The organism is Psychrobium sp. nBUS_13, assembly GCF_051201665.1.
Classification (GTDB): domain Bacteria; phylum Pseudomonadota; class Gammaproteobacteria; order Enterobacterales; family Psychrobiaceae; genus Psychrobium.
In genome coordinates this window covers 1,293,180-1,312,111 of sequence record NZ_CP179210.1, presented here as the reverse complement: position 1 = coordinate 1,312,111, position 18,932 = coordinate 1,293,180, and the positions used below count along the sequence as shown (strand labels likewise).

At 41.1% G+C, this 18,932-nt stretch carries 16 protein-coding genes; 11 read left to right on the top strand and 5 right to left on the bottom strand.

The genetic code is table 11. The annotated features are described in order from the left end of the window. Positions 1 to 35 precede the first annotated feature (35 nt). The 3 genes from ACMAZF_RS05930 to ACMAZF_RS05920 are packed head-to-tail and all read left to right on the top strand — an operon-like array spanning position 36 to position 4,094. Positions 36 to 842 carry a fimbrial biogenesis chaperone gene (locus ACMAZF_RS05930; protein ID WP_435276514.1) on the top strand — a complete coding sequence of 269 codons (807 nt, stop codon included), beginning with the start codon at positions 36 to 38 and terminating at the stop codon, positions 840 to 842. Further along, complete coding sequence (locus ACMAZF_RS05925; RefSeq protein WP_435276513.1) at positions 842 to 2,344, top strand: hypothetical protein; 1,503 nt, start codon at positions 842 to 844, stop codon at positions 2,342 to 2,344. The genes ACMAZF_RS05930 and ACMAZF_RS05925 overlap by 1 nt, the downstream gene beginning before the upstream one ends. Before the next feature lie 34 nt (positions 2,345 to 2,378). Next, positions 2,379 to 4,094, top strand: coding sequence for a hypothetical protein (locus ACMAZF_RS05920; RefSeq protein WP_435276512.1), 1,716 nt, complete (start codon positions 2,379 to 2,381; stop codon positions 4,092 to 4,094). Between the two features lie 3 nt (positions 4,095 to 4,097). Here the strand turns inward: ACMAZF_RS05920 and ACMAZF_RS05915 are convergent, their stop codons facing one another. Continuing rightward, the gene (locus ACMAZF_RS05915; protein WP_435276511.1) at positions 4,098 to 4,742 is read right to left on the bottom strand and encodes an SPOR domain-containing protein; all 645 of its coding nucleotides are present in this window, start codon (positions 4,740 to 4,742) and stop codon (positions 4,098 to 4,100) included. 312 nt (positions 4,743 to 5,054) lie between these two features. Here ACMAZF_RS05915 and asd point away from each other — a divergent pair, with 312 nt between their 5' ends. From asd to pntB, 6 genes are all read left to right on the top strand, one after another. Then, complete coding sequence (gene asd / locus ACMAZF_RS05910) at positions 5,055 to 6,164, top strand: aspartate-semialdehyde dehydrogenase (RefSeq protein ID WP_435276510.1); 1,110 nt, start codon at positions 5,055 to 5,057, stop codon at positions 6,162 to 6,164. 356 nt (positions 6,165 to 6,520) lie between these two features. Next, the gene (locus tag ACMAZF_RS05905) at positions 6,521 to 7,867 is read left to right on the top strand and encodes a sodium-dependent transporter (RefSeq protein ID WP_435276509.1); all 1,347 of its coding nucleotides are present in this window, start codon (positions 6,521 to 6,523) and stop codon (positions 7,865 to 7,867) included. Positions 7,868 to 8,166: 299 nt separating this feature from the next. Next, positions 8,167 to 8,355, top strand: a complete 189-nt coding sequence (locus ACMAZF_RS05900; protein WP_435276508.1) for a hypothetical protein — start codon at positions 8,167 to 8,169, stop codon at positions 8,353 to 8,355. 5 nt (positions 8,356 to 8,360) lie between these two features. Then, positions 8,361 to 8,534 (top strand): hypothetical protein, encoded by a 174-nt coding sequence (locus ACMAZF_RS05895; RefSeq protein ID WP_435276507.1) that lies wholly within the window; start codon positions 8,361 to 8,363, stop codon positions 8,532 to 8,534. A 212-nt stretch (positions 8,535 to 8,746) separates the two neighbouring features. Then, positions 8,747 to 10,291 (top strand): Re/Si-specific NAD(P)(+) transhydrogenase subunit alpha, encoded by a 1,545-nt coding sequence (locus ACMAZF_RS05890; protein ID WP_435276506.1) that lies wholly within the window; start codon positions 8,747 to 8,749, stop codon positions 10,289 to 10,291. Between the two features lie 11 nt (positions 10,292 to 10,302). Continuing rightward, complete coding sequence (gene pntB / locus ACMAZF_RS05885; protein ID WP_435276505.1) at positions 10,303 to 11,673, top strand: Re/Si-specific NAD(P)(+) transhydrogenase subunit beta; 1,371 nt, start codon at positions 10,303 to 10,305, stop codon at positions 11,671 to 11,673. Between the two features lie 79 nt (positions 11,674 to 11,752). Here the strand turns inward: pntB and ACMAZF_RS05880 are convergent, their stop codons facing one another. After that, a complete protein-coding gene (locus ACMAZF_RS05880) occupies positions 11,753 to 11,965 on the bottom strand; it encodes a hypothetical protein (RefSeq protein ID WP_435276504.1) in 213 nt (70 codons plus the stop codon). Between the two features lie 248 nt (positions 11,966 to 12,213). Here ACMAZF_RS05880 and ACMAZF_RS05875 point away from each other — a divergent pair, with 248 nt between their 5' ends. Continuing rightward, the gene (locus ACMAZF_RS05875) at positions 12,214 to 15,054 is read left to right on the top strand and encodes a M16 family metallopeptidase (RefSeq protein ID WP_435276503.1); all 2,841 of its coding nucleotides are present in this window, start codon (positions 12,214 to 12,216) and stop codon (positions 15,052 to 15,054) included. A gap of 130 nt (positions 15,055 to 15,184) precedes the next feature. Next, complete coding sequence (locus ACMAZF_RS05870; RefSeq protein WP_435276502.1) at positions 15,185 to 15,355, top strand: hypothetical protein; 171 nt, start codon at positions 15,185 to 15,187, stop codon at positions 15,353 to 15,355. Between the two features lie 181 nt (positions 15,356 to 15,536). Here ACMAZF_RS05870 and der read toward each other — a convergent pair whose 3' ends face one another. The 3 genes from der to ACMAZF_RS05855 all read right to left on the bottom strand — a co-directional run bounded on the left by der (position 15,537) and on the right by ACMAZF_RS05855 (position 18,924). Further along, positions 15,537 to 17,003, bottom strand: coding sequence for a ribosome biogenesis GTPase Der (gene der / locus ACMAZF_RS05865; protein ID WP_435276501.1), 1,467 nt, complete (start codon positions 17,001 to 17,003; stop codon positions 15,537 to 15,539). A gap of 115 nt (positions 17,004 to 17,118) precedes the next feature. Beyond that, positions 17,119 to 18,303 (bottom strand): outer membrane protein assembly factor BamB, encoded by a 1,185-nt coding sequence (gene bamB, locus ACMAZF_RS05860; protein WP_435276500.1) that lies wholly within the window; start codon positions 18,301 to 18,303, stop codon positions 17,119 to 17,121. A gap of 9 nt (positions 18,304 to 18,312) precedes the next feature. Continuing rightward, a complete protein-coding gene (locus ACMAZF_RS05855; RefSeq protein ID WP_435276499.1) occupies positions 18,313 to 18,924 on the bottom strand; it encodes a YfgM family protein in 612 nt (203 codons plus the stop codon). Positions 18,925 to 18,932 lie beyond the last annotated feature (8 nt).

The window sequence follows — 18,932 nt, the reverse complement described above, 5'->3', positions numbered from 1 at the left end:
CGACACTAGTTTTTTCAATAGTCACTCTGCTACTTTTGACTTCAATTAACCAAGCGTTTGCTAATTTGCTTATAACTCCAACACGTGTTGAATTTTCTGAACGTGACCGTTCAGCAAAAGTATCCCTTGTAAATACAAGCAACGAAATCAAAACCTATAAAATATATTGGCGTGAACAATATCAGCAGCAAGACGGTCAATATGTGCCGTTTAAAGCGGGGGAACGCGACTTTCCGTCAGCCAATAGAATGTTGCGCTATAGCCCTCGTCAAGTAACGTTAAAACCAGGTGAGCGACAGCATGTACGACTAGGTTTGCGACGTCCAAAAGATCTTGCTGCTGGTGAATTCCGCTCACATCTCGTTTTTGACGCTCAACCTAACAAAGCCCAGCTAGCGAAAAAGGAAAATAGTGGCGGTATTAAACTTCATTTAAACCTTTCGTTTTCTATTCCTATTATCGTTCGTGAAGGTTCAATTGATATTCAATCATCCGTTGGAAAAGTTGATCTGGTCACGCGAGAGCATGATGGACAAGTTTATACAGGTGCTTATATTGATATGAATCGCACAGGTAAATTTAGTACCTTTGGTAACGTCAAAGTTTTTTGGAAAGACAATGGTGGCAAAGCAGAGCGTCTTATTGGCGTTCAAAACAACATTGCGATTTACCCAGAGTTAGCCATGCGACGTTTACTCATTGGCTTTAAAAACCACCCTAAAAAGTCGGGTATTATGCGCATTATTTATGAAGGCGATGGCGAGTATAAAGGGCAATTTTTTGCTGAGAAAGCGCTCCAAGTTAACGAATTAAATTATCGTCGCGAAGAAAACTATAAATAATGATTACTGTGCGTTGTTTCTATTTTTCGGCTTTTCTAGCCTGTTTGCTATTTTCTAGCAACGGGCATTCTGAGTCACCTGATGAAAAGAAAACAACGCTCGGTCATCAGTTTGCCAAAAAAAGCACCAAAACAGCGAAGCCAAAAAACGCTGAACAACCAACTTCACCAGTAAAACAAAGTACAACGACGACTGTGCAAACAAAATCGCAATACTTTAATTCGTTAGGTCATCGATACCGCAATCATAACTTTCGACAATCTCAACAGCGTAAAAGTAATAAGACATATCTCAATAGGCAGTTGGCTCAAGAATATTTATCAACCTTAGGCCATTCGTTTGTTGATAAATCGCTAAAAGGGAAACGTGTTAACGAACTCCCTACCGACGAGCAGGATGATTCATCATCTGGTTTCTTAGAAAACGAAGAACTTCTATTAATCGCGCAGGTTGAAGAGCATGTATTAGACACCGTCTTTGGCTACAAGCAAGGCAATGGTGCGATGATCGGCTTAGATAATTTATTTTCAGTCATTGATTTTCCAATCATTGTTGATCTAGACAAACGACGAGCAGATGGTTGGTTTATTAATGAAAATCAAAAATTTTCATTAATAGTCCCTGACGATGAAACAACGCCGGCAAGAGTTACCATCGACGGTAGCTCCTATCAAATACCGCGGCATTTGATTAGTGTAAAAGATGATGATATTTATTTACATAGTGCGTTCTTGAGTGACATTTTTGATATAGGTTTTGAAGTAAACTTTAAAGACTTATTGTTATTGATCAGCCCTAAGCAACTGCTACCTCTGCAAGAGCGCTTTAGACGTCGTGCGCGATTAGGTAAACTGAGCATAGGTAAACTACAACCGCCACAACTCCCTTTTCGAAATACTCCCTATACCGCATTTTCACTACCACTAGTTGATATTCAAACACAATATTCTGTCAGTAAAGATAATAGCAATGGCAGCTATTCTATGGTGGGTATGGGTGATTTAGCGTACATGACAGGCAGTTACTTCATAGGCGGTAATGATGATCCCTTTAAGAACTTTCGCCTAAATTTGCAAAGAGAATCGATTAATAACAACTTGTTAGGGCCTATTGGCGCTTCAGAGGTCGCGTTAGGCGATATTTCGCCTGTTAATTTGCCCTTGCTACGTGGAGCGGCTCAAGAAGCAGGCTTTAAACTGAGTAATAGAAATTTAACAACTAACTCGCAGTCCAATACCACGGATTTTGTGGGAGATTTACTGCCGGGATGGGATATTGAGCTTTATCACAATGGTATTTTACTAGAAACAAGAACCGTTGATGATAGCGGTCGTTACGAATTTCGTGATCTGGACCTATCGTTTGGTGATAACGTCTTTAAGATGGTCTTCTATGGGCCTCAGGGTCAAAAGCGTGAGCGAATCGAAAATGTGCAAGTAAACGCAAACACCTTACAGTCTCGTAAACTGACCTACAACTTGTCAGTGAGCAAACAAAAATGACAGCCTATTTAACGGCGAGATAGCACAATTGCCATTGATTGATTCATATCGAACGGCCCTTTCGCTAGAACAATCGCTTAGCAATGATATTTCTTTGCAGTCGGGCTATACCAGCTATCAATTTAGGGATGGTGTTCGTCATAGCTTTGTACCATTTACCGTCAATTACTATTTTCCCTTTGCCAAAATCAATCTTGGTGTCGTCAAAGATCTTGACGCTGGCAGTAGCGTTGAGTTTTCCTCTAAATCGCGCTTTTCTAAACATTCATTTGATTTAAACTATAAGAAACTCGATGAAGATTTTACTACCGACTCCCACCTTGCAAACAATGTAAAAAATTCTATGGGTATACGATTATCAGGGCCTCTTTATAACACTGAAGGTCTTGCATTCACCTATTCATCAAACGGCGGTACATCGACAACCTATAATGATGTAAAAACACAAGCCATCAATGCATATTTAGGTATGTTCACTAATGAGTATTCCCTAAGTAATACACTGTCATATACAGATATCTCCATTTTGAACTCGCCTAATATCGAAGTGTTTAATGGCAACTCTCAATTTACAAAAAATTTCGACAGCATGCGCTGGCGCACTCAAATTGGTTATGACATTAAACCAGACGTTGAACTCACCAATGCATCTACAAGTCTATTCTGGTCGATGAGCGAAAGTCTAAGTAGTGAATTTGGTTTGCATTATAATAAAGCCGCAACACGCGCTAGTTATATATTAAACTGGGATACCGATTACACGGTGGTTAGTGCAAACGTATCAGTAGATGATAATAGCCAATACCAAGCATTTTTGTCCCTACGTTTTAGTTTTGGACAAGATCCTACGACGGGCAATATCAAAATTGCCCGCGATCGTATGGCAACAACAGGTGGTATCTCGGCACGTGTTTTTGAAGATCTAAACCTTGATGGGATATATAACAACAACGAACCGTTAATTGAAGGGGCTAAGTTAGTTGGCATTCACGCTCGCCGCGATACACATACTAAAGAAAGTGGCGTTGCCTTTTTAACTGGACTTCCGAAAAATAGAATTACTGACGTGAAACTAGATGTCGATAGCTTAGACAATCCCTTTTGGATCCCTGTTGATAAAGGATTTTCGTTTTTACCACGTCCAGGCGCTATTGAATCTCTAGATATTCCAGTAGTTACCGCCGGAGAAATTGAGGGTGTGGTTACTGTGATACGATCAGGCAAAGAACTGCCTGGTCGGTTTATTACCTTACAGATTCTCGATGATGAAAATAAAGTTGTTCAAGAAACAGATAGTGAATACGATGGATTTTATTTATTTAGTGCCGTAATTCCTGGCAAGTATAACGTCGTTATTGCACCGGCTTATCTAAAGCAAAATAATCTGATGGTAAATAACACACATCAAGCGACAATCTTTGGTGACGGCACTGTTGTGCGAGGCATCGATTTCACACTAAGTAATGATGAAATTACACACGCAACAGTTCGAGAAAAAGTACCAATAATTAATGGCCAACAAATTAGCCTCAACTTAGGAAAATTTGCATCAACCATTAATAAACAGCTAACGCTAGGCTTGTTAAAACGTCGCTTTAATGAGCTTAAAATGCTCTCAATAATTGAAGCCCCAGACAACCAATTAATATTAGGACCAACGATATTGACGCCGGCGACTAAGCGTTTATGTCAACGTATTGTGACTAAGGGGTTATCCTGTGAGATTACCCCATTTAGCAACAATCAATAATCTTTACTTCACTAACTTAGCGCTAGTATTAAAAGATGTTACTAAGCATCCCATTTTACGTAATTTAAGTATTTCACACTGGCTTGTCGCAGCACCTTTACTTATAAACGGACCAATTTTCAAACGATAAAGCGCTCTGCCAATATCAATTTGTTCGCTATACGCTTTGGTATAATTATTTAACGTTGAGAATGTTTGATAGAATAGTCCACTAGCATTGACTAGATCTTTAGTAGAAGCAAAAGCACCAATTTGGATAGCGACTTGTCCTGCAATATCATCATTCTTGTTAACGTCAGCCATAGTTTGTTGCGTTGGTTGAGACATCTTCTGTGCTGGTGGCATTTTCTTTTGCATTTCTGGCATCGAATTATTAACAGCAGACATTGGAGCAGCTTCTATCACAGGTTCTTCAGTCAGTTTTAACAATAATCCTTTGAGTTCGGTTAACTCTTTTTCCATCGCCATTAGTCGAGCTACTTCTGGCTGCATCGCTTGCCACTCTTTAACTGACGCATCTATTTGCTCTGCCGATAATCTTTCTTCATCTGCGACATTTGTTATTGTGCATCCACTCATCAACAACGTTGATGAAAGCATTAAAGAGAGTGACAGATTGTTGATATTTTTTGAGTGAAAATAAGGCATTATTGACCACTTTTTTCTTATTTATTAATAAATAACACCTTACCTTACCTTACAAGCCCCTAAAAAACTATCCAATGTCCTAAATAAGACCGTAAACTTACTTTTTATTAATGGACTATAACAGCCACTAATTATTTCTAAGATGCTTTATCGTCGTACACAAGTTCCCCCAATCGCCACTTGACGTCAAAGTAAGAAACGCTGCAAACCTATAAAAAACGCATACATTAGCCTAAAAACCACTAACGCTCTGAATAAATATGCGGTAGTCTCAAGACTCAATAATTACACAATGTAGGAAGGTAGAAGACAATGAAAAAAGTAGGTTTGGTCGGTTGGCGCGGCATGGTAGGTTCTGTATTAATGGAACGTATGCAAAATGAAGGTGATTTTAATCACATTGAGCCAGTATTTTTTAGTACCTCACAAACAGGCCAAGCAGGTCCTGACGTAGGTAAACCGGTAACCACTTTACAAAACGCTTTTGACATTACCATTCTAGCTGAACAAGAAATTATTATTAGCTGCCAAGGCGGCGATTACACCAAAGAAGTGTATCCCAAACTACGTGAATCTGGCTGGCAGGGATATTGGATTGACGCGGCATCAGCGCTTCGTATGGATGACGATAGTATTATTATTCTAGATCCGGTAAATCGCGATGTCATTGATGCAGGCATTAAATCGGGTGCCAAAACCTTTGTTGGTGGTAACTGCACGGTATCATTAATGCTATTAGCCCTCGGCGGCCTATTTGCCGATGATCTTATTGAATGGGTCAGCCCAATGACTTATCAAGCTGCATCTGGCGGCGGTGCTCGTCATATGCGTGAATTATTGAATCAAATGGGTGATATTAATGCTCATGTTGCTGATGAGTTAGCGAGTCCGAGCTCAGCTATTTTAGATATCGATGCAAAAGTATCTAACTACATTCGCAGTGGTGAGCTAAATACGGATCAATTCGGTGTACCGTTGGCGGGAAGCTTAATCCCGTGGATTGATACTCAATTACCATCGGGTCAAAGCCGTGAAGAATACAAAGCACAGGCTGAAGCAAACAAAATTCTAAATACCCAAGAAAATCCAACACCTATCGATGGTTTGTGCATTCGTGTCGGCGCAATGCGTTGTCATAGCCAAGCGTTAACTATCAAACTAAAACGCGATATTAGTGTTGAAGAAGTTGAAGCAAAATTAGCAGCTCATAACGAATGGGTTAAGGTTATTCCTAATGATCGTTTGCTAAGTATGCAAGAGCTAACACCCGCTAAAGTAAACGGTACCTTATCTGTACCCATTGGTCGTGTTCGCAAGCTAACCATGGGACCAGAATACATCAGCGCCTTTACGGTTGGTGACCAATTATTGTGGGGCGCTGCAGAACCACTACGTCGTATGCTACGTATTTTAATTGATTAATAATTACAGTAATTGTCATGATGGCTATGGTTCAGCATAGTCATCATTTTATCGTTCATCTCTAGCGTGTAACATCTACAGTCCCTTGCAACAATACCTAAACATTAAGCTATCGCTATTAACACAAAACTTCATTGCAGCTCACTTTACCAGCAACCAATTCAATAAAATCGATTTACTCCATCACAACCATGCACTTAATTGATACACTTCGCTCAATAGTTCGATAAAGTCACTAAATATTTAATAACATTTGATACTATTTTGATTTTATTACCGTCTTTGACTAGGTTTTTTCTATGGTTTTGCGTAGATTAAAGCAAATCAGTTTAAACAATAATTATAAGAAGAAGAGTATGAGCGCATCTAGAGGTAAGTTTAATTCTCGAATTGGCTTTATATTAGCCGCCGCAGGTAGTGCTGTTGGCCTTGGAAATATTTGGGGGTTCCCCACGCAAGCTGCTGGAAATGGCGGTGCTGCTTTTGTATTAATGTATCTAATTTTAGCCTTTTGTTTGGCTTACCCTGCGTTTATGGCAGAACTCATTATTGGCCGTCACGGTCAAGCAAATGCTGTTGAATCATTACGCAAAGTGTCTAAAGACGGTTGGCAGAAGAAGTTTGCCTTTATCGTCGGCTTTGGCGGTATCTTATGTGCTGCGCTGCTAATGAGTTTTTACTCTATCGTCGCTGGTTGGATGTTGGCCTTTACCGCCGAGCCGATTACAACGCTTGCAGGTGCAACAGAGACGTCAGCATGGCTTACTTCAAATGGTAACGCTCGTAATTTAATCTTCACCTTTATTTTCACAGTACTCACGGTATTTATTATTAGCCGCGGCGTAGAGAATGGTATCGAGCGATGGTCAAAGCGTTTAATGCCGGCCTTGGTTGCTCTGTTAGTATCATTAACGATATATGTATTAACCCTTGATGGCGCTATGGATGGTCTTAAAGCTTATTTGATTCCTGATTTTGCTCAATTATTTGAACCGTCATTGATTGTAAGTGCACTTGGCCAAGCCTTCTTTTCTTTATCACTTGGCACCAGCGTAATCATTATTTATGGTTCTTACGTCGCGAAAAACGAAAACCTAGTAACGCTTGGCGCATCGGTTACGCTGATTGATGTGCTTATTGCTTTCTTAGCAGGTTTATTAATTATTCCAGCAATGTATGTTGCCGCAGCGCAAGGCGTCGAGATTTTTGATGCCAATGGTGCGTTAATCTCAGGCGACACACTCGTACTAACGGTTCTTCCGGCATTATTTGATGGCATGGGCGGCGTAGGCGTCTTGGTTGGGTTTGCATTCTTTGCATTAATGTCCATTGCATCGTTAACATCATCTATTTCAATGCTTGAAGCCCCGGTATCCTATACAGTAGAGCGTTTTGGCATTGGCCGAAATAAAGCAACGATGGTCATTGGTAGTTTAATTTTTGCGACCAGTTGTTTAGTTATTTTTAATTTCAGCACCTTATTTGGATTTGTAATTGCTCTGACCACTCAATATGGCCAACCAATAATCGGTATGCTATGTTGTATATTCGTGGGCTGGATCTGGCACCGTTCATCATTACTTGAAGAACTAAAATTAGGTAATGATCGTGTTGAAAATCAACTTTTCTGGAAGATTTGGCCGTGGTATACGAAACTCGTATGTCCTGTAGCGATTGCATTAGTGTTTCTTCATTCACTTTAGTTCGTTAGCATTCTAGACACCGAAATACATTAAGCCCAGTAAGTTCACACTACTGGGTTTTTTAGCCAACTGGGTTAAAGGAGTTAACCATGTATATTCTCGGTATAGAACTTATACCAATTGCATTAAATATTTGCCCACTTGTACTTGTACTTGTTAAAATTAACTAAAATGGCGTTGCTCTCAATCCTAATAGCCAGCTATTAGTCAATCGAGCGCCTTGTTTTAGCTTATTTTCTCTACGCACAACAAGATCACTTACTTAATGCATATATGGTATTAAAGGCAACAACGCTTTTATGGCATTAGTCGATAAAAACGGTCGTTGTCGTCATCAACAAAAACTGTCTCTTGGCGATTGCAGTGATCCCCATCAAGTGGCAACCTTCCATCGCGCGATTGCGCGTTTAATAAAACCTTACTCCATCGCCAGCGTTAAACTCACGCCACCAATTGCGTTATTAGTAATGCCAACGCCATTGATTTAATAAGAATGGAAACCATTTTTCAGCTTCATTTCACCAATTGTTTTTCAGTGGTTGAACCTGAAGAATTAGATTATTGGGTGACACATCATCTTGTGCCTCATCAATCAGCCAACCAATTCCATGATGCAATTACCGCTGCTCAATTTGAGTTAGAGCATCATGTTTGCATTATTCATTGACGATTATTTTTCTTAAGACGCTACAGCAAACAACCAATCGACATTAGTTATATCGAAATTCTCTAACCTAGAGTCCATATGACCTACAGCGTGTTAAACCATTCATTAATAAGATAATCGGCATTTCGTTAAAAATTGTTAAACATTGTCACCCACACGCTATGTTAGGCTAAGGTCTAACAGAGCGTTTTCATTGTTTAAGGAGTTTTGTCATGTTGATCAGTATTCCCAAAGAGCGATTGGCGGGAGAAACACGGGTAGCGGCGACACCAACGTCGGTTACTCAATTATTAAAGCTAGGGTTTGAGGTCCAGATAGAACAAGATGCAGGTTTAGCTGCTAGTTTTACTGACGCTGATTACCAACACGTGGGTGCAACTACTGTATCCACACTCACAGAAGTCTATAACGCCGATATCATTTTAAAGGTTAATGCCCCTTTAAATGGCGGCGAATCATTAGATGAAGTCGAACTACTTAACGAAAACACTACCCTTATCAGCTTTATTTGGCCCGCACAAAATGAAGCATTGATGGCACAACTTACCGCTAAAAACATTAATGTCATGGCGATGGATTGCGTGCCACGTATGTCTCGCTCCCAATCCCTCGATGCGTTGAGTTCAATGGCAAATATCGGTGGCTACCGTGCCGTCATTGAAGCAGCTCATGAGTTTGGACGCTTCTTTACAGGACAAATTACGGCTGCGGGTAAAGTGCCACCAGCTAAAGTCCTCGTCATTGGCGCTGGTGTAGCCGGTTTGGCCGCTATTGGGGCAGCAGGTAGCTTAGGAGCTATTGTTCGCGCATTTGATACTCGTCTTGAAGTGAAAGAACAAATTAACTCAATGGGCGGTGAATTCTTAGAACTGCAATTTGATGAAGAATCAGACTCAAGTGATGGCTACGCTAAAACCATGTCTAAAGAGTTTATCGATGCTGAAATGGCGCTCTTTGCAGAGCAAGCCAAAGAAGTCGATATTATTATTACTACCGCACTTATTCCCGGCAAGCCGGCGCCTAAGCTCATCACTAAAGAAATGGTCGACAGCATGCAAGCTGGCAGCGTTATCGTAGATTTGGCGGCAGCAAATGGCGGTAATTGTGAATATTGTGAGACAGGTAAATTAATTACCACTGACAATAACGTCAAAGTAATTGGTTACACGGATCTTCCGGGACGCTTGCCAGTGCAATCATCTCAGCTGTATTCCACGAATTTGGTTAACTTACTTAAGTTATTGGCACCAAAGAAAGACGGCGCTATCAATATTGATTTTGAAGACGAAGTTATCCGCGGTGTAACTGTCGTCAAAGAAGGCGAGTTAACATGGCCAGCACCACCCATCAAAGTTAGCGCGGCACCAGCTTCTCAGCCTGCGCCTGAACCAGCGGTAATTGAAGAAAAGACAATGTCACCTTGGCTAAAAGGTGCGCTAGCCGCTGGCGGGCTTTTTGCCTACGGCGCTATGGCGACCTATGCACCAAGCGAGTTTATGTCACACTTTACCGTATTCGCCCTCGCCTGTGTCATTGGTTATTACGTGGTGTGGAATGTTAGTCACTCACTGCACACCCCGCTAATGAGTGTCACCAATGCTATTTCAGGCATCATCATCGTTGGTGCTTTATTTCAAGTGGCCAGTGGCTCGATTATTGTGACTATTTTAGCCACCATTGCTACGCTCATTGCCACTATCAACATTGCAGGTGGCTTCTTCGTCACACAGCGCATGTTAAAAATGTTTAGAAAATAAGGGGAAATACAATGTCTCAAGGCTTAGTTAGTGCAGCGTATCTCGCTGCGGCCATTCTCTTTATTTTGAGTTTGGCGGGATTATCAAAACAAGAAACAGCGCAAAAAGGCTGTTATAGCGGCATGTTAGGAATGGGCATAGCGTTAGTTGCTACCCTGTTATCACCAAGTGTTGAAGGGTTAGTCTTCATCATAGTTGCAATGGTTATTGGCGGCGCTATTGGTATTCGATTAGCCAAACGGGTTGAAATGACTCAAATGCCAGAATTAGTCGCAATTTTACATAGCTTTGTAGGTTTAGCAGCAGTGTTTGTGGGCTATAACAGTTACATTGATGCACCAGTCACCACTGGAGCACTACACACGATTCATTTGGTTGAAGTTTATTTAGGCGTATTTATTGGCGCCGTAACGTTCACGGGGTCAGTGGTGGCTTATGGAAAATTGAGCGGCCGTGTCAGTAGCACTGCACTTATGCTACCTCATCGTCATAAGCTTAACTTACTCGCTATTATTGTATGTGGATACTTGCTATCACAATTTGTAGCGCACGACAGTGCGATGGGCGTTTTGATTATCATGACATTCATCGCCTTTGCTTTTGGATATCATCTTGTTGCTTCTATTGGCGGCGCTGATATGCCAGTTGTGGTATCTATGCTGAACTCCTATTCAGGATGGGCCGCAGCCGCCGCTGGATTTATGCTTGCTAATGACTTACTCATTGTGACAGGTGCCCTCGTTGGTTCATCTGGTGCTATTTTAAGCTACATCATGTGTAAAGCCATGAATCGCTCGTTCATTTCTGTTATTGCCGGCGGTTTTGGTAATGACGCCACTGCTAGCGGTGAAGAAATTGAAGGGGAAGCCCAGAGTATTATGGCCGTCGATGTTGCTGATAAGCTTAGCAATGCATCACGCGTTATTATCACACCAGGTTACGGTATGGCAGTAGCACAGGCGCAATACCCCGTGAATGAGCTGACTCAAAAGTTGCGTGATAAAGGTATTGAAGTGCGCTTTGGTATACACCCTGTAGCGGGGCGTTTACCAGGGCATATGAATGTATTATTGGCGGAAGCAAAAGTGCCCTATGATATCGTGCTAGAAATGGATGAGATCAACGATGATTTTTCTGACACTGACGTTGTGCTAGTTATCGGCGCCAACGATACAGTTAATCCAGCCGCTAAAGAGCCGGGAAGCCCTATCGCCGGTATGCCAGTACTTGAAGTATGGAATGCCAAAAACGTGATTGTGTTTAAGCGTGGCATGGCAACAGGTTATGCTGGTTTGCAAAATCCATTGTTCTTTAACGACAACACCCAAATGTTGTTTGGCGATGCGAAAGACAGTGTAGAGCGAATCAATCAAGCGCTTTAACTTCACCAATACTTACGCATGAAAAAAAGACACAAAAAAAGGATGCCGCAGCATCCTTTTTTAATTCACAAATCGCTAGTTACGACTTATCAACCTTTGCGCTATACATTAGCCCACCAATTGCTGAAGCAATTAAAATGAAAGGTGTTGCTTGGATAAAGAATGCAACAACAGAAACTTCATTACGTAAAAACGATAATGCAATTGGCAATGCAATAACGGCTACTACTAAAAGTAATATCAGTGCCATTTTTGACTCGGCTGTTTTGTTCTGCTCTGTTCTTTCGCTCATTTTTGATCCAAATCAATTAATTGTTTAGTGCTGAGATTATAGGGCAATATAAATGGCAACCCAAGCGTTGTTTTGATATTTTAAAGATTTTTAGCTCGATTTTTAGCCACCTGTTGTCATTCTAAATTTCACATTTATCAAAAGATAATCTAACTATCCGACATTCCGATTATTTAACCCTTTAAAGTTGGCGAAATGTTAACGAGTTTGGTAGATTGTTAGCGTCTAAAAACAACGAGAAAATTCAGATGAAAAAATGGATGATTAGTGCTGTTGCGCTGGCAATTACTGCCTGTTCACAGTCACCAAATACAGATGATGTAAATATTGCAGGCGTAAAGTTTGTTGAAAAAGTTAGCGCCCAACTTGGAAAGACAACTATCCCTTACAAAAAATTTCAGTTAGCCAATGGCTTGACTGTTATTTTACATGAAGATAAATCAGACCCATTAGTTCACGTTGATGTTACTTATCACGTCGGCTCAGCGCGTGAAGATCTTGGCATGTCTGGCTTTGCTCACTTCTTCGAACACATGATGTTTCAAGGCTCAGAAAACGTTGGCGATGACGAGCATTTCAAAATCGTTACCGAAGCTGGCGGTACCATGAATGGTACGACTAATAGCGACCGTACAAATTACTACCAAACAGTGCCAGTGAACCAGCTAGAAAAAATGCTATGGTTGGAATCTGATCGCATGGGTTATTTGCTTGATGCAGTAACACAAGAAAAATTCGAAGTACAACGTGAAACCGTTAAAAACGAACGTGGTCAGCGTGTTGATAACGCACCTTACGGTCGTTTAGGTGAAACTAAAGCACGTGCTCTATATCCTAAAGGTCACCCTTATTCATGGCCTGTTATTGGCTACATGGCTGACTTAAACCGCGTAAACGTAAACGATTTAAAAGCGTTTTTCTTAAAATGGTATGGTCCAAATAACGCAACGCTAACCATTGGTGGTGATATTAATGCTGCGGAAACAATGGCCTTAGTAAACAAATATTTTGGCGAAATTACGCCAAGTATGACACCAACACCACTTGATAAAACGTTAATTAACCTGCCACGTGACCGTTACGTATCTTTTGAAGATAACGTTAACTTACCACTCGTATATTTAAGCTTCCCTACCGCTCATGCTCGTCATGAAGATGAAGCACCATTAGATTTGTTAGCGCAAATTTTAGGTGGTGGTAAAACATCACTACTATACAAGAACCTAGTGAAATCGCGTATTGCCGTCCAAACTTCTGCGTCACATCCGTGTCAAGAATTAGCTTGTACCTTTGATCTTTATGCCCTACCGCATCCTGCAAGTGGTAAGAGCCTAGGCGATATCGAAAAAATCATTCGCAAAACAATCACTGAATTTGAAACACGCGGTGTTATGGATGACGACTTAGCAAAAGCGAAAGCACAAATGGAAGCTAGCTTTATCTTTGGCCTTCAAAGTGTTCAAGGTAAAGTAGCGCAACTAGCCGCTTACGAAACCTTTACAGGTGATGCTAACTACATTGAAAAAGACATTGCACGTTACAACAACGTAAGCAAAGTTGATGTTATGCGCGTATTTAACCGTTATATCAAAAACAAACCGTCTGTCATCGTAAGTGTTGTGCCAAACGGTAAAGGCGACATGGTTGCTAAAGCTGATAATTTTGAACCGCAAGTGACTAAATTAAGTGGCCAGTCTACGACTAGCGAAGCTGATTTAAAAATGCGTGATAACCCGAATACGTTTGATCGCAGCCAAAAACCAAAAGCAGGTGCAATTAAAGCAGTTGATGTACCAAGCTATTGGACTAAAGACTTTGACAATGGCATTAGCGTATTAGGCAGCGTGAGCAACGAAACGCCAACAACATCAATCCTATTGCGTATTCCAAACGGTCACTTTACTGAGAATAGTGCTAAGGCTGGTTTAACATCATTAACGGCAACAATGATGAACGAAGCCACTAAGAATTACTCAAGTGAGCAAATGAGTAAAGCGCTACAAAAATTAGGTAGCTCAATCTCATTCTCTGCTGGCAACATGTACACCAGTGTATTTGTAAGTTCTCTCACTAAAAATCTCGATCAAACTATCGAGCTTTTAAATGAGAAACTATTTAACCCAGTGTTTAAAGAAGCTGATTTTGAGCGTATTAAAGCAAATCAAATCGAAGGTTTATTAAATGCGCAGAAAGATGCAGATTCACTATCTCGCAATGCCTTTAGAGCGTTAATGTTCCAAGGCTCTATCGCAGCGCTGCCAACAGCGGGTACTGTAGATTCATTAAAGCGCCTAACACTTGACGATGTTGAGCAATTTTACAATCGCAACTACAAACCGAAACGCGCACAGTTAATTACCGTCTCAAATCTCGGCGAGCAAGCGTTAGTTAGTAAGTTTAACCATCTTAAGTCGTGGAAAGGCCACACAGGTGTGACTGAACTAAACCTATTGCCGCCAAGCTATGCGAAAAATACCGTGTACTTAGTTAACAAAGATAACGCTGCGCAATCAGCTATCCGTGTTGGTCAACGTGCAATTAAAGAAGACATTACAGGTGAGTACTACGAACTTGGCTTGATGAACTTCCCAATTGGCGGTAACTTCAACTCGCGTATTAACATGAACCTTCGTGAAGACAAGGGTTATACCTATGGTGCGGGTTCAGCGTTCTATGGTAATAAATTCGGTGGCGCTATGGTTGTTTCTGCCTCTGTTCGCGCAGATTCTACCATCGCATCACTAAAAGAAATCATCAAAGAACTAAAAGACTACCGTGAAAATGGTATTACTGATGAAGAGCTATCGTTCATGCGTGCTGCGATCAATCAGCAAGATGCACTTAAATACGAAACGCCAAGCGCAAAGCTTAACTTCCTAGCACAAATCATCGAGCATGATTTAACGCCAGAATTCGTTAAAAAGCGCGCTAACATCGTATCTAATATCTCGAAAGATCGTATTAACGGCCTAGCTCGTCAATACTTAAACATCGATGATATGGCGATAGTCATTGTAGGCGACGCGAATTCATTGAAACCTCAATTACAAGAAATGGGCTACAATGTCGTTGATTACACGGCACCTTAGTTCTTACTAACTATTCAAATGATGAAAGCCGATGCAATTACATCCAATGCCGATCGTTTAAGAGAACTTGAACGTTCTTGTAGATAGATCATAATCCCCAGTCTTTGTTAAGATTTGGGGATTTTTTTATATGTTCACTCAAGAGTTAGCGTCAGTTTTTGAGTCGTTTGAAAGCACTGATTCATACGATAATGTGCTAAGTCCTATTGATACTCAATGGATTGAAGAAGCGTTGTTACCCACCGATAAAGCGAGTATTATACCAATTGTAGTTTTACGAGTGACTTATCGCATTTGGTAATATTGAACGCCAAGCAAAGAATACTTAGTCCGTTTCTTTTTAATTAACAGAACTATCCATTTTTCTATAACATTGTTAATCGGTTTATAATAGCTATTCTGTTGTGGTCGACTTTTATATTATTCAATCACAAAAAAACCGCCTCTCGGCGGTTTTCATATTCAATTATTCAAAGCGTCAATTAACGCTTTTTATGGAACTTCATTAAGCGATCACGTTTACGTTGCTGTGTTACTGACAGCTGATTCTTTCTTCCTTCAAACGGATTGTCTGAATTTCTAAACTCAATTTTTATCGGCGTACCCATTATTTTCAACGTACGGCGGAAATAGTTCATCAGGTAGCGTTTATACGATAATGGCAATTTCTTAACTTGATTACCGTGAATAACTATCACAGGCGGATTGTAACCACCGGCATGTGCGTAACGCAATTTAACACGGCGTCCAGAGAACATTGGTGGGTTATGATCGTCAACTGCCATTTGCATAATTTTCGTTAACATAGACGTTGTTGTACGTTTAGTCGCTGATAAATACGCTTCTTGAACCGACTCAAATAAATTACCAACACCACTACCATGCAGCGCAGAGATAAAGTGAATTCGTGCAAAATCTACGAAACCTAAACGACGATCAAGCTCTGACTTGATACGATCTTTCGCATCGTTATCTAGACCATCCCACTTGTTCACTGCAATCACGATTGAGCGACCGGCGTTCAACGAGAAACCCAATAAACTTAAATCTTGATCGGAAATGTTATCGCGAGCGTCAATAACCAGCATGACAACATTAGCATCTTCAATCGCTTTTAATGTTTTAATAATCGAGAATTTCTCAACCGCTTCATTAACATTTTTACGACGACGAATACCTGCTGTATCAATTAATACATACTCACGATCATCACGTTCCATTGGAATATAAATACTATCACGAGTCGTTCCGGGCATATCATAAACCACCACACGCTCTTCACCTAAGATACGGTTAGTTAGCGTAGATTTACCCACATTTGGTCGGCCAATGATGGCAAGTTTAATAGGCAAGTCTTGCAAGGCTTTGGCTTGTTCTTCGGCGGTTTCTTCCGTTAATTCTTCTTCCTCTGCCCACTCATCTTCTTCTTGCTCATCAACATTGAGCAAGCCCATTTCTAACGCATATGGACGTAAACATGTTTCGATAAGTACCTGAACACCACGGCCATGTGCAGCGGCGATAGGGTGAATATCTCCTAATGCAAGCGCATAAAAATCTGCAGTTACAGAATCAATATCTACACCGTCAGTTTTATTTGCTACTAAGTAAACCGTTTTATCAAGCTGGCGTAAATGATGAGCAATGGCTTCATCAGCAACCATAATCCCGTCACGAGCATCAACTAAGAAAAGAACGACATCCGCTTCTTCAATTGCTTGTAGTGACTGTTCAGCCATCAATGCATCGATGCCCTCTTCGTCACCTTGAATACCGCCAGTATCGATCAATAAAAACTCATATCCGCCTAGCTTAGCTTGACCGTATTTACGGTCGCGCGTTAAGCCAGGAAAATCAGCAACAAGCGCATCACGCGTTCGTGTTAAACGATTAAATAGTGTTGATTTTCCAACATTTGGACGCCCAACTAGAGCAACAACAGGAAGCATGACTCTTTCTCCAGAACAAACAAAAGCGGCCCAGAATGAACTTTCGGGACCGCTTTCTAAATTATTAAATGTCGTTTATTAATAGGCGCCAATAGCGCTAGACATTGCGATGGCGCTATTTTATAGAAATAGCCGACAATAAGCCATCTTTAGATTGAAGGTAGAGACGGTTACCATCAACAATTGGCTTAGCAATGTGACCATCGTCATCAATTTCTAACTGGCTCACAAACTCGCCAGTTTCCGATGACATCAAGTGCAATACACCTTCAAAGTCAACGACAGCAACATAGCCTTCAAAAACAACAGGAGCTGTAAGACCACGGTTCTCTAAGCCTAACTGCGACCACTTCTCTAATCCAGAGCGACGATCAACAGACACAACGTGCCCAGACGCAGTCGTTAGGTATAAGTTAAAGCCATTTAAGGTCATCGATTTAAACGCTGAATAATCGCGTTTCCACAACACATTGCCAGAACGAATTTCGATTGCAGCGAGGTTTCCATTGTAACCTACGGCATAAATAGACTCACCAAAAGCAATCGGTGTTGAATCAACATCAATAATACTTGCGAGCTCATTACCGCCAGTTTGAGGCGTTACAACAGCTTCCCAAATAGCGCGGCCATCGTTAATTAGTACGCCGCCAATCTTGCCATTAGGTAAACCAAAGAACGCAGCACCTTGGCTTTCAGTTAATCCTGAAATACCGCGTAACGTTAATGCTGGTACATCTTGTTGATAGCTCCATACTTCTTTACCATCGGCGAGATCGTAGGCGATGATTTTACCATTGCCCATAGCAGCAATAACTTTGTTATCGCTTAATAGCGGGCTAGATAATATTTCGCCATCAGTTTGAATTTTCCAAATAAGTTCGCCAGTTTCTTGTGCTAACACGTAAAGCATACCGCTTTCTGCACCAATAACGATTTTGTCGTAACCAGCGCTTATACCGCCAGATAACTGAGCATCAATACCCGATGAAAAACTGAAAATAGAACCTTGTTCTTCCACTTCAACTTCCCAGACTTGTTCGCCAGTTTCGGTATCAAACGCGGCGACGACGCCTGCACGATCACTGGCAAATACTTTGCCGTAAGCCACAATAGGTGAAAGCTTGCTAAAGTAATCTTGAGTACCATCGCCAACGCTATTTTCCCACTTAACTTCCACTTCAACTGACGGTTGAATGACAGGCAATGGCGCGATTTTAATGTCGTCATCATTTGATGAACAACCCGCTAGTGTACCTAGCAGTACAACACTTGCGACTAATGATTTAGACCATTGTTTCATTACAATTCCTTAGGCCGCTGGCGTTAAGTCGTTTAATTTCATTTTTAAATCGTTGCTAACTTGCTCACCGGCCGCTTTTTCTGCAGCCATGTAGGCAGTGCGTGCTTTATCAGCATTACCTTGCGCCAACTCAATGTCACCTGTTAGCTCATTCTTTTGAACAGCGAATGCGCCGTCAGTTAACGTAGCTAATGTGCTTAATGCTTGGGCATATTGTGCTTGAGAATTCTCGATTCGAGCAAGGCGCATGATAGCGATTGATTTAACAGAGCTATCAACATCGCTAGCAATCACGTCTTTTAACAGCGCTGTTGCTTCATCAAATTTCTCAGCATCTACAAGAGATTTTACCGCCAATAACTGTGCTAATTGGCTGTATTGTGTATCAGTATGCGCTTTAGCATATTCAGCTGCTTTTGCAGGTACATCGTCAGACGTTGCAACCTGAGTGTAACTCATCGAGTTATTCGCAATGGTTTTAACTTGTTCTGCTTTATAATAGTTAAAGCCGTAAATGCCGCCTAAGCCCACTGCTGCGCCTAATAGTAAAACTGCGCCATTTTCTTTAAGAAACCGTTTGATTGCTTCTTCTTGTTGTTCTTCGCTGTTGTAAATTTCCATTATTGGTC

Bases quoted from the DNA above. Each gene is read 5' to 3' on its own strand.
- ACMAZF_RS05925 (WP_435276513.1), top strand. From the start codon at position 842: ATGATTACTGTGCGTTGTTTCTATTTTTCGGCTTTTCTAGCCTGTTTG.
- ACMAZF_RS05915 (WP_435276511.1), bottom strand. From the start codon at position 4,742: ATGCCTTATTTTCACTCAAAAAATATCAACAATCTGTCACTCTCTTTA.
- asd (WP_435276510.1), top strand. From the start codon at position 5,055: ATGAAAAAAGTAGGTTTGGTCGGTTGGCGCGGCATGGTAGGTTCTGTA.
- ACMAZF_RS05905 (WP_435276509.1), top strand. From the start codon at position 6,521: ATGAGCGCATCTAGAGGTAAGTTTAATTCTCGAATTGGCTTTATATTA.
- ACMAZF_RS05900 (WP_435276508.1), top strand. From the start codon at position 8,167: ATGGCATTAGTCGATAAAAACGGTCGTTGTCGTCATCAACAAAAACTG.
- ACMAZF_RS05895 (WP_435276507.1), top strand. From the start codon at position 8,361: ATGGAAACCATTTTTCAGCTTCATTTCACCAATTGTTTTTCAGTGGTT.
- ACMAZF_RS05890 (WP_435276506.1), top strand. From the start codon at position 8,747: ATGTTGATCAGTATTCCCAAAGAGCGATTGGCGGGAGAAACACGGGTA.
- pntB (WP_435276505.1), top strand. From the start codon at position 10,303: ATGTCTCAAGGCTTAGTTAGTGCAGCGTATCTCGCTGCGGCCATTCTC.
- ACMAZF_RS05880 (WP_435276504.1), bottom strand. From the start codon at position 11,965: ATGAGCGAAAGAACAGAGCAGAACAAAACAGCCGAGTCAAAAATGGCA.
- ACMAZF_RS05875 (WP_435276503.1), top strand. From the start codon at position 12,214: ATGAAAAAATGGATGATTAGTGCTGTTGCGCTGGCAATTACTGCCTGT.
- ACMAZF_RS05870 (WP_435276502.1), top strand. From the start codon at position 15,185: ATGTTCACTCAAGAGTTAGCGTCAGTTTTTGAGTCGTTTGAAAGCACT.
- der (WP_435276501.1), bottom strand. From the start codon at position 17,003: ATGCTTCCTGTTGTTGCTCTAGTTGGGCGTCCAAATGTTGGAAAATCA.
- bamB (WP_435276500.1), bottom strand. From the start codon at position 18,303: ATGAAACAATGGTCTAAATCATTAGTCGCAAGTGTTGTACTGCTAGGT.
- ACMAZF_RS05855 (WP_435276499.1), bottom strand. From the start codon at position 18,924: ATGGAAATTTACAACAGCGAAGAACAACAAGAAGAAGCAATCAAACGG.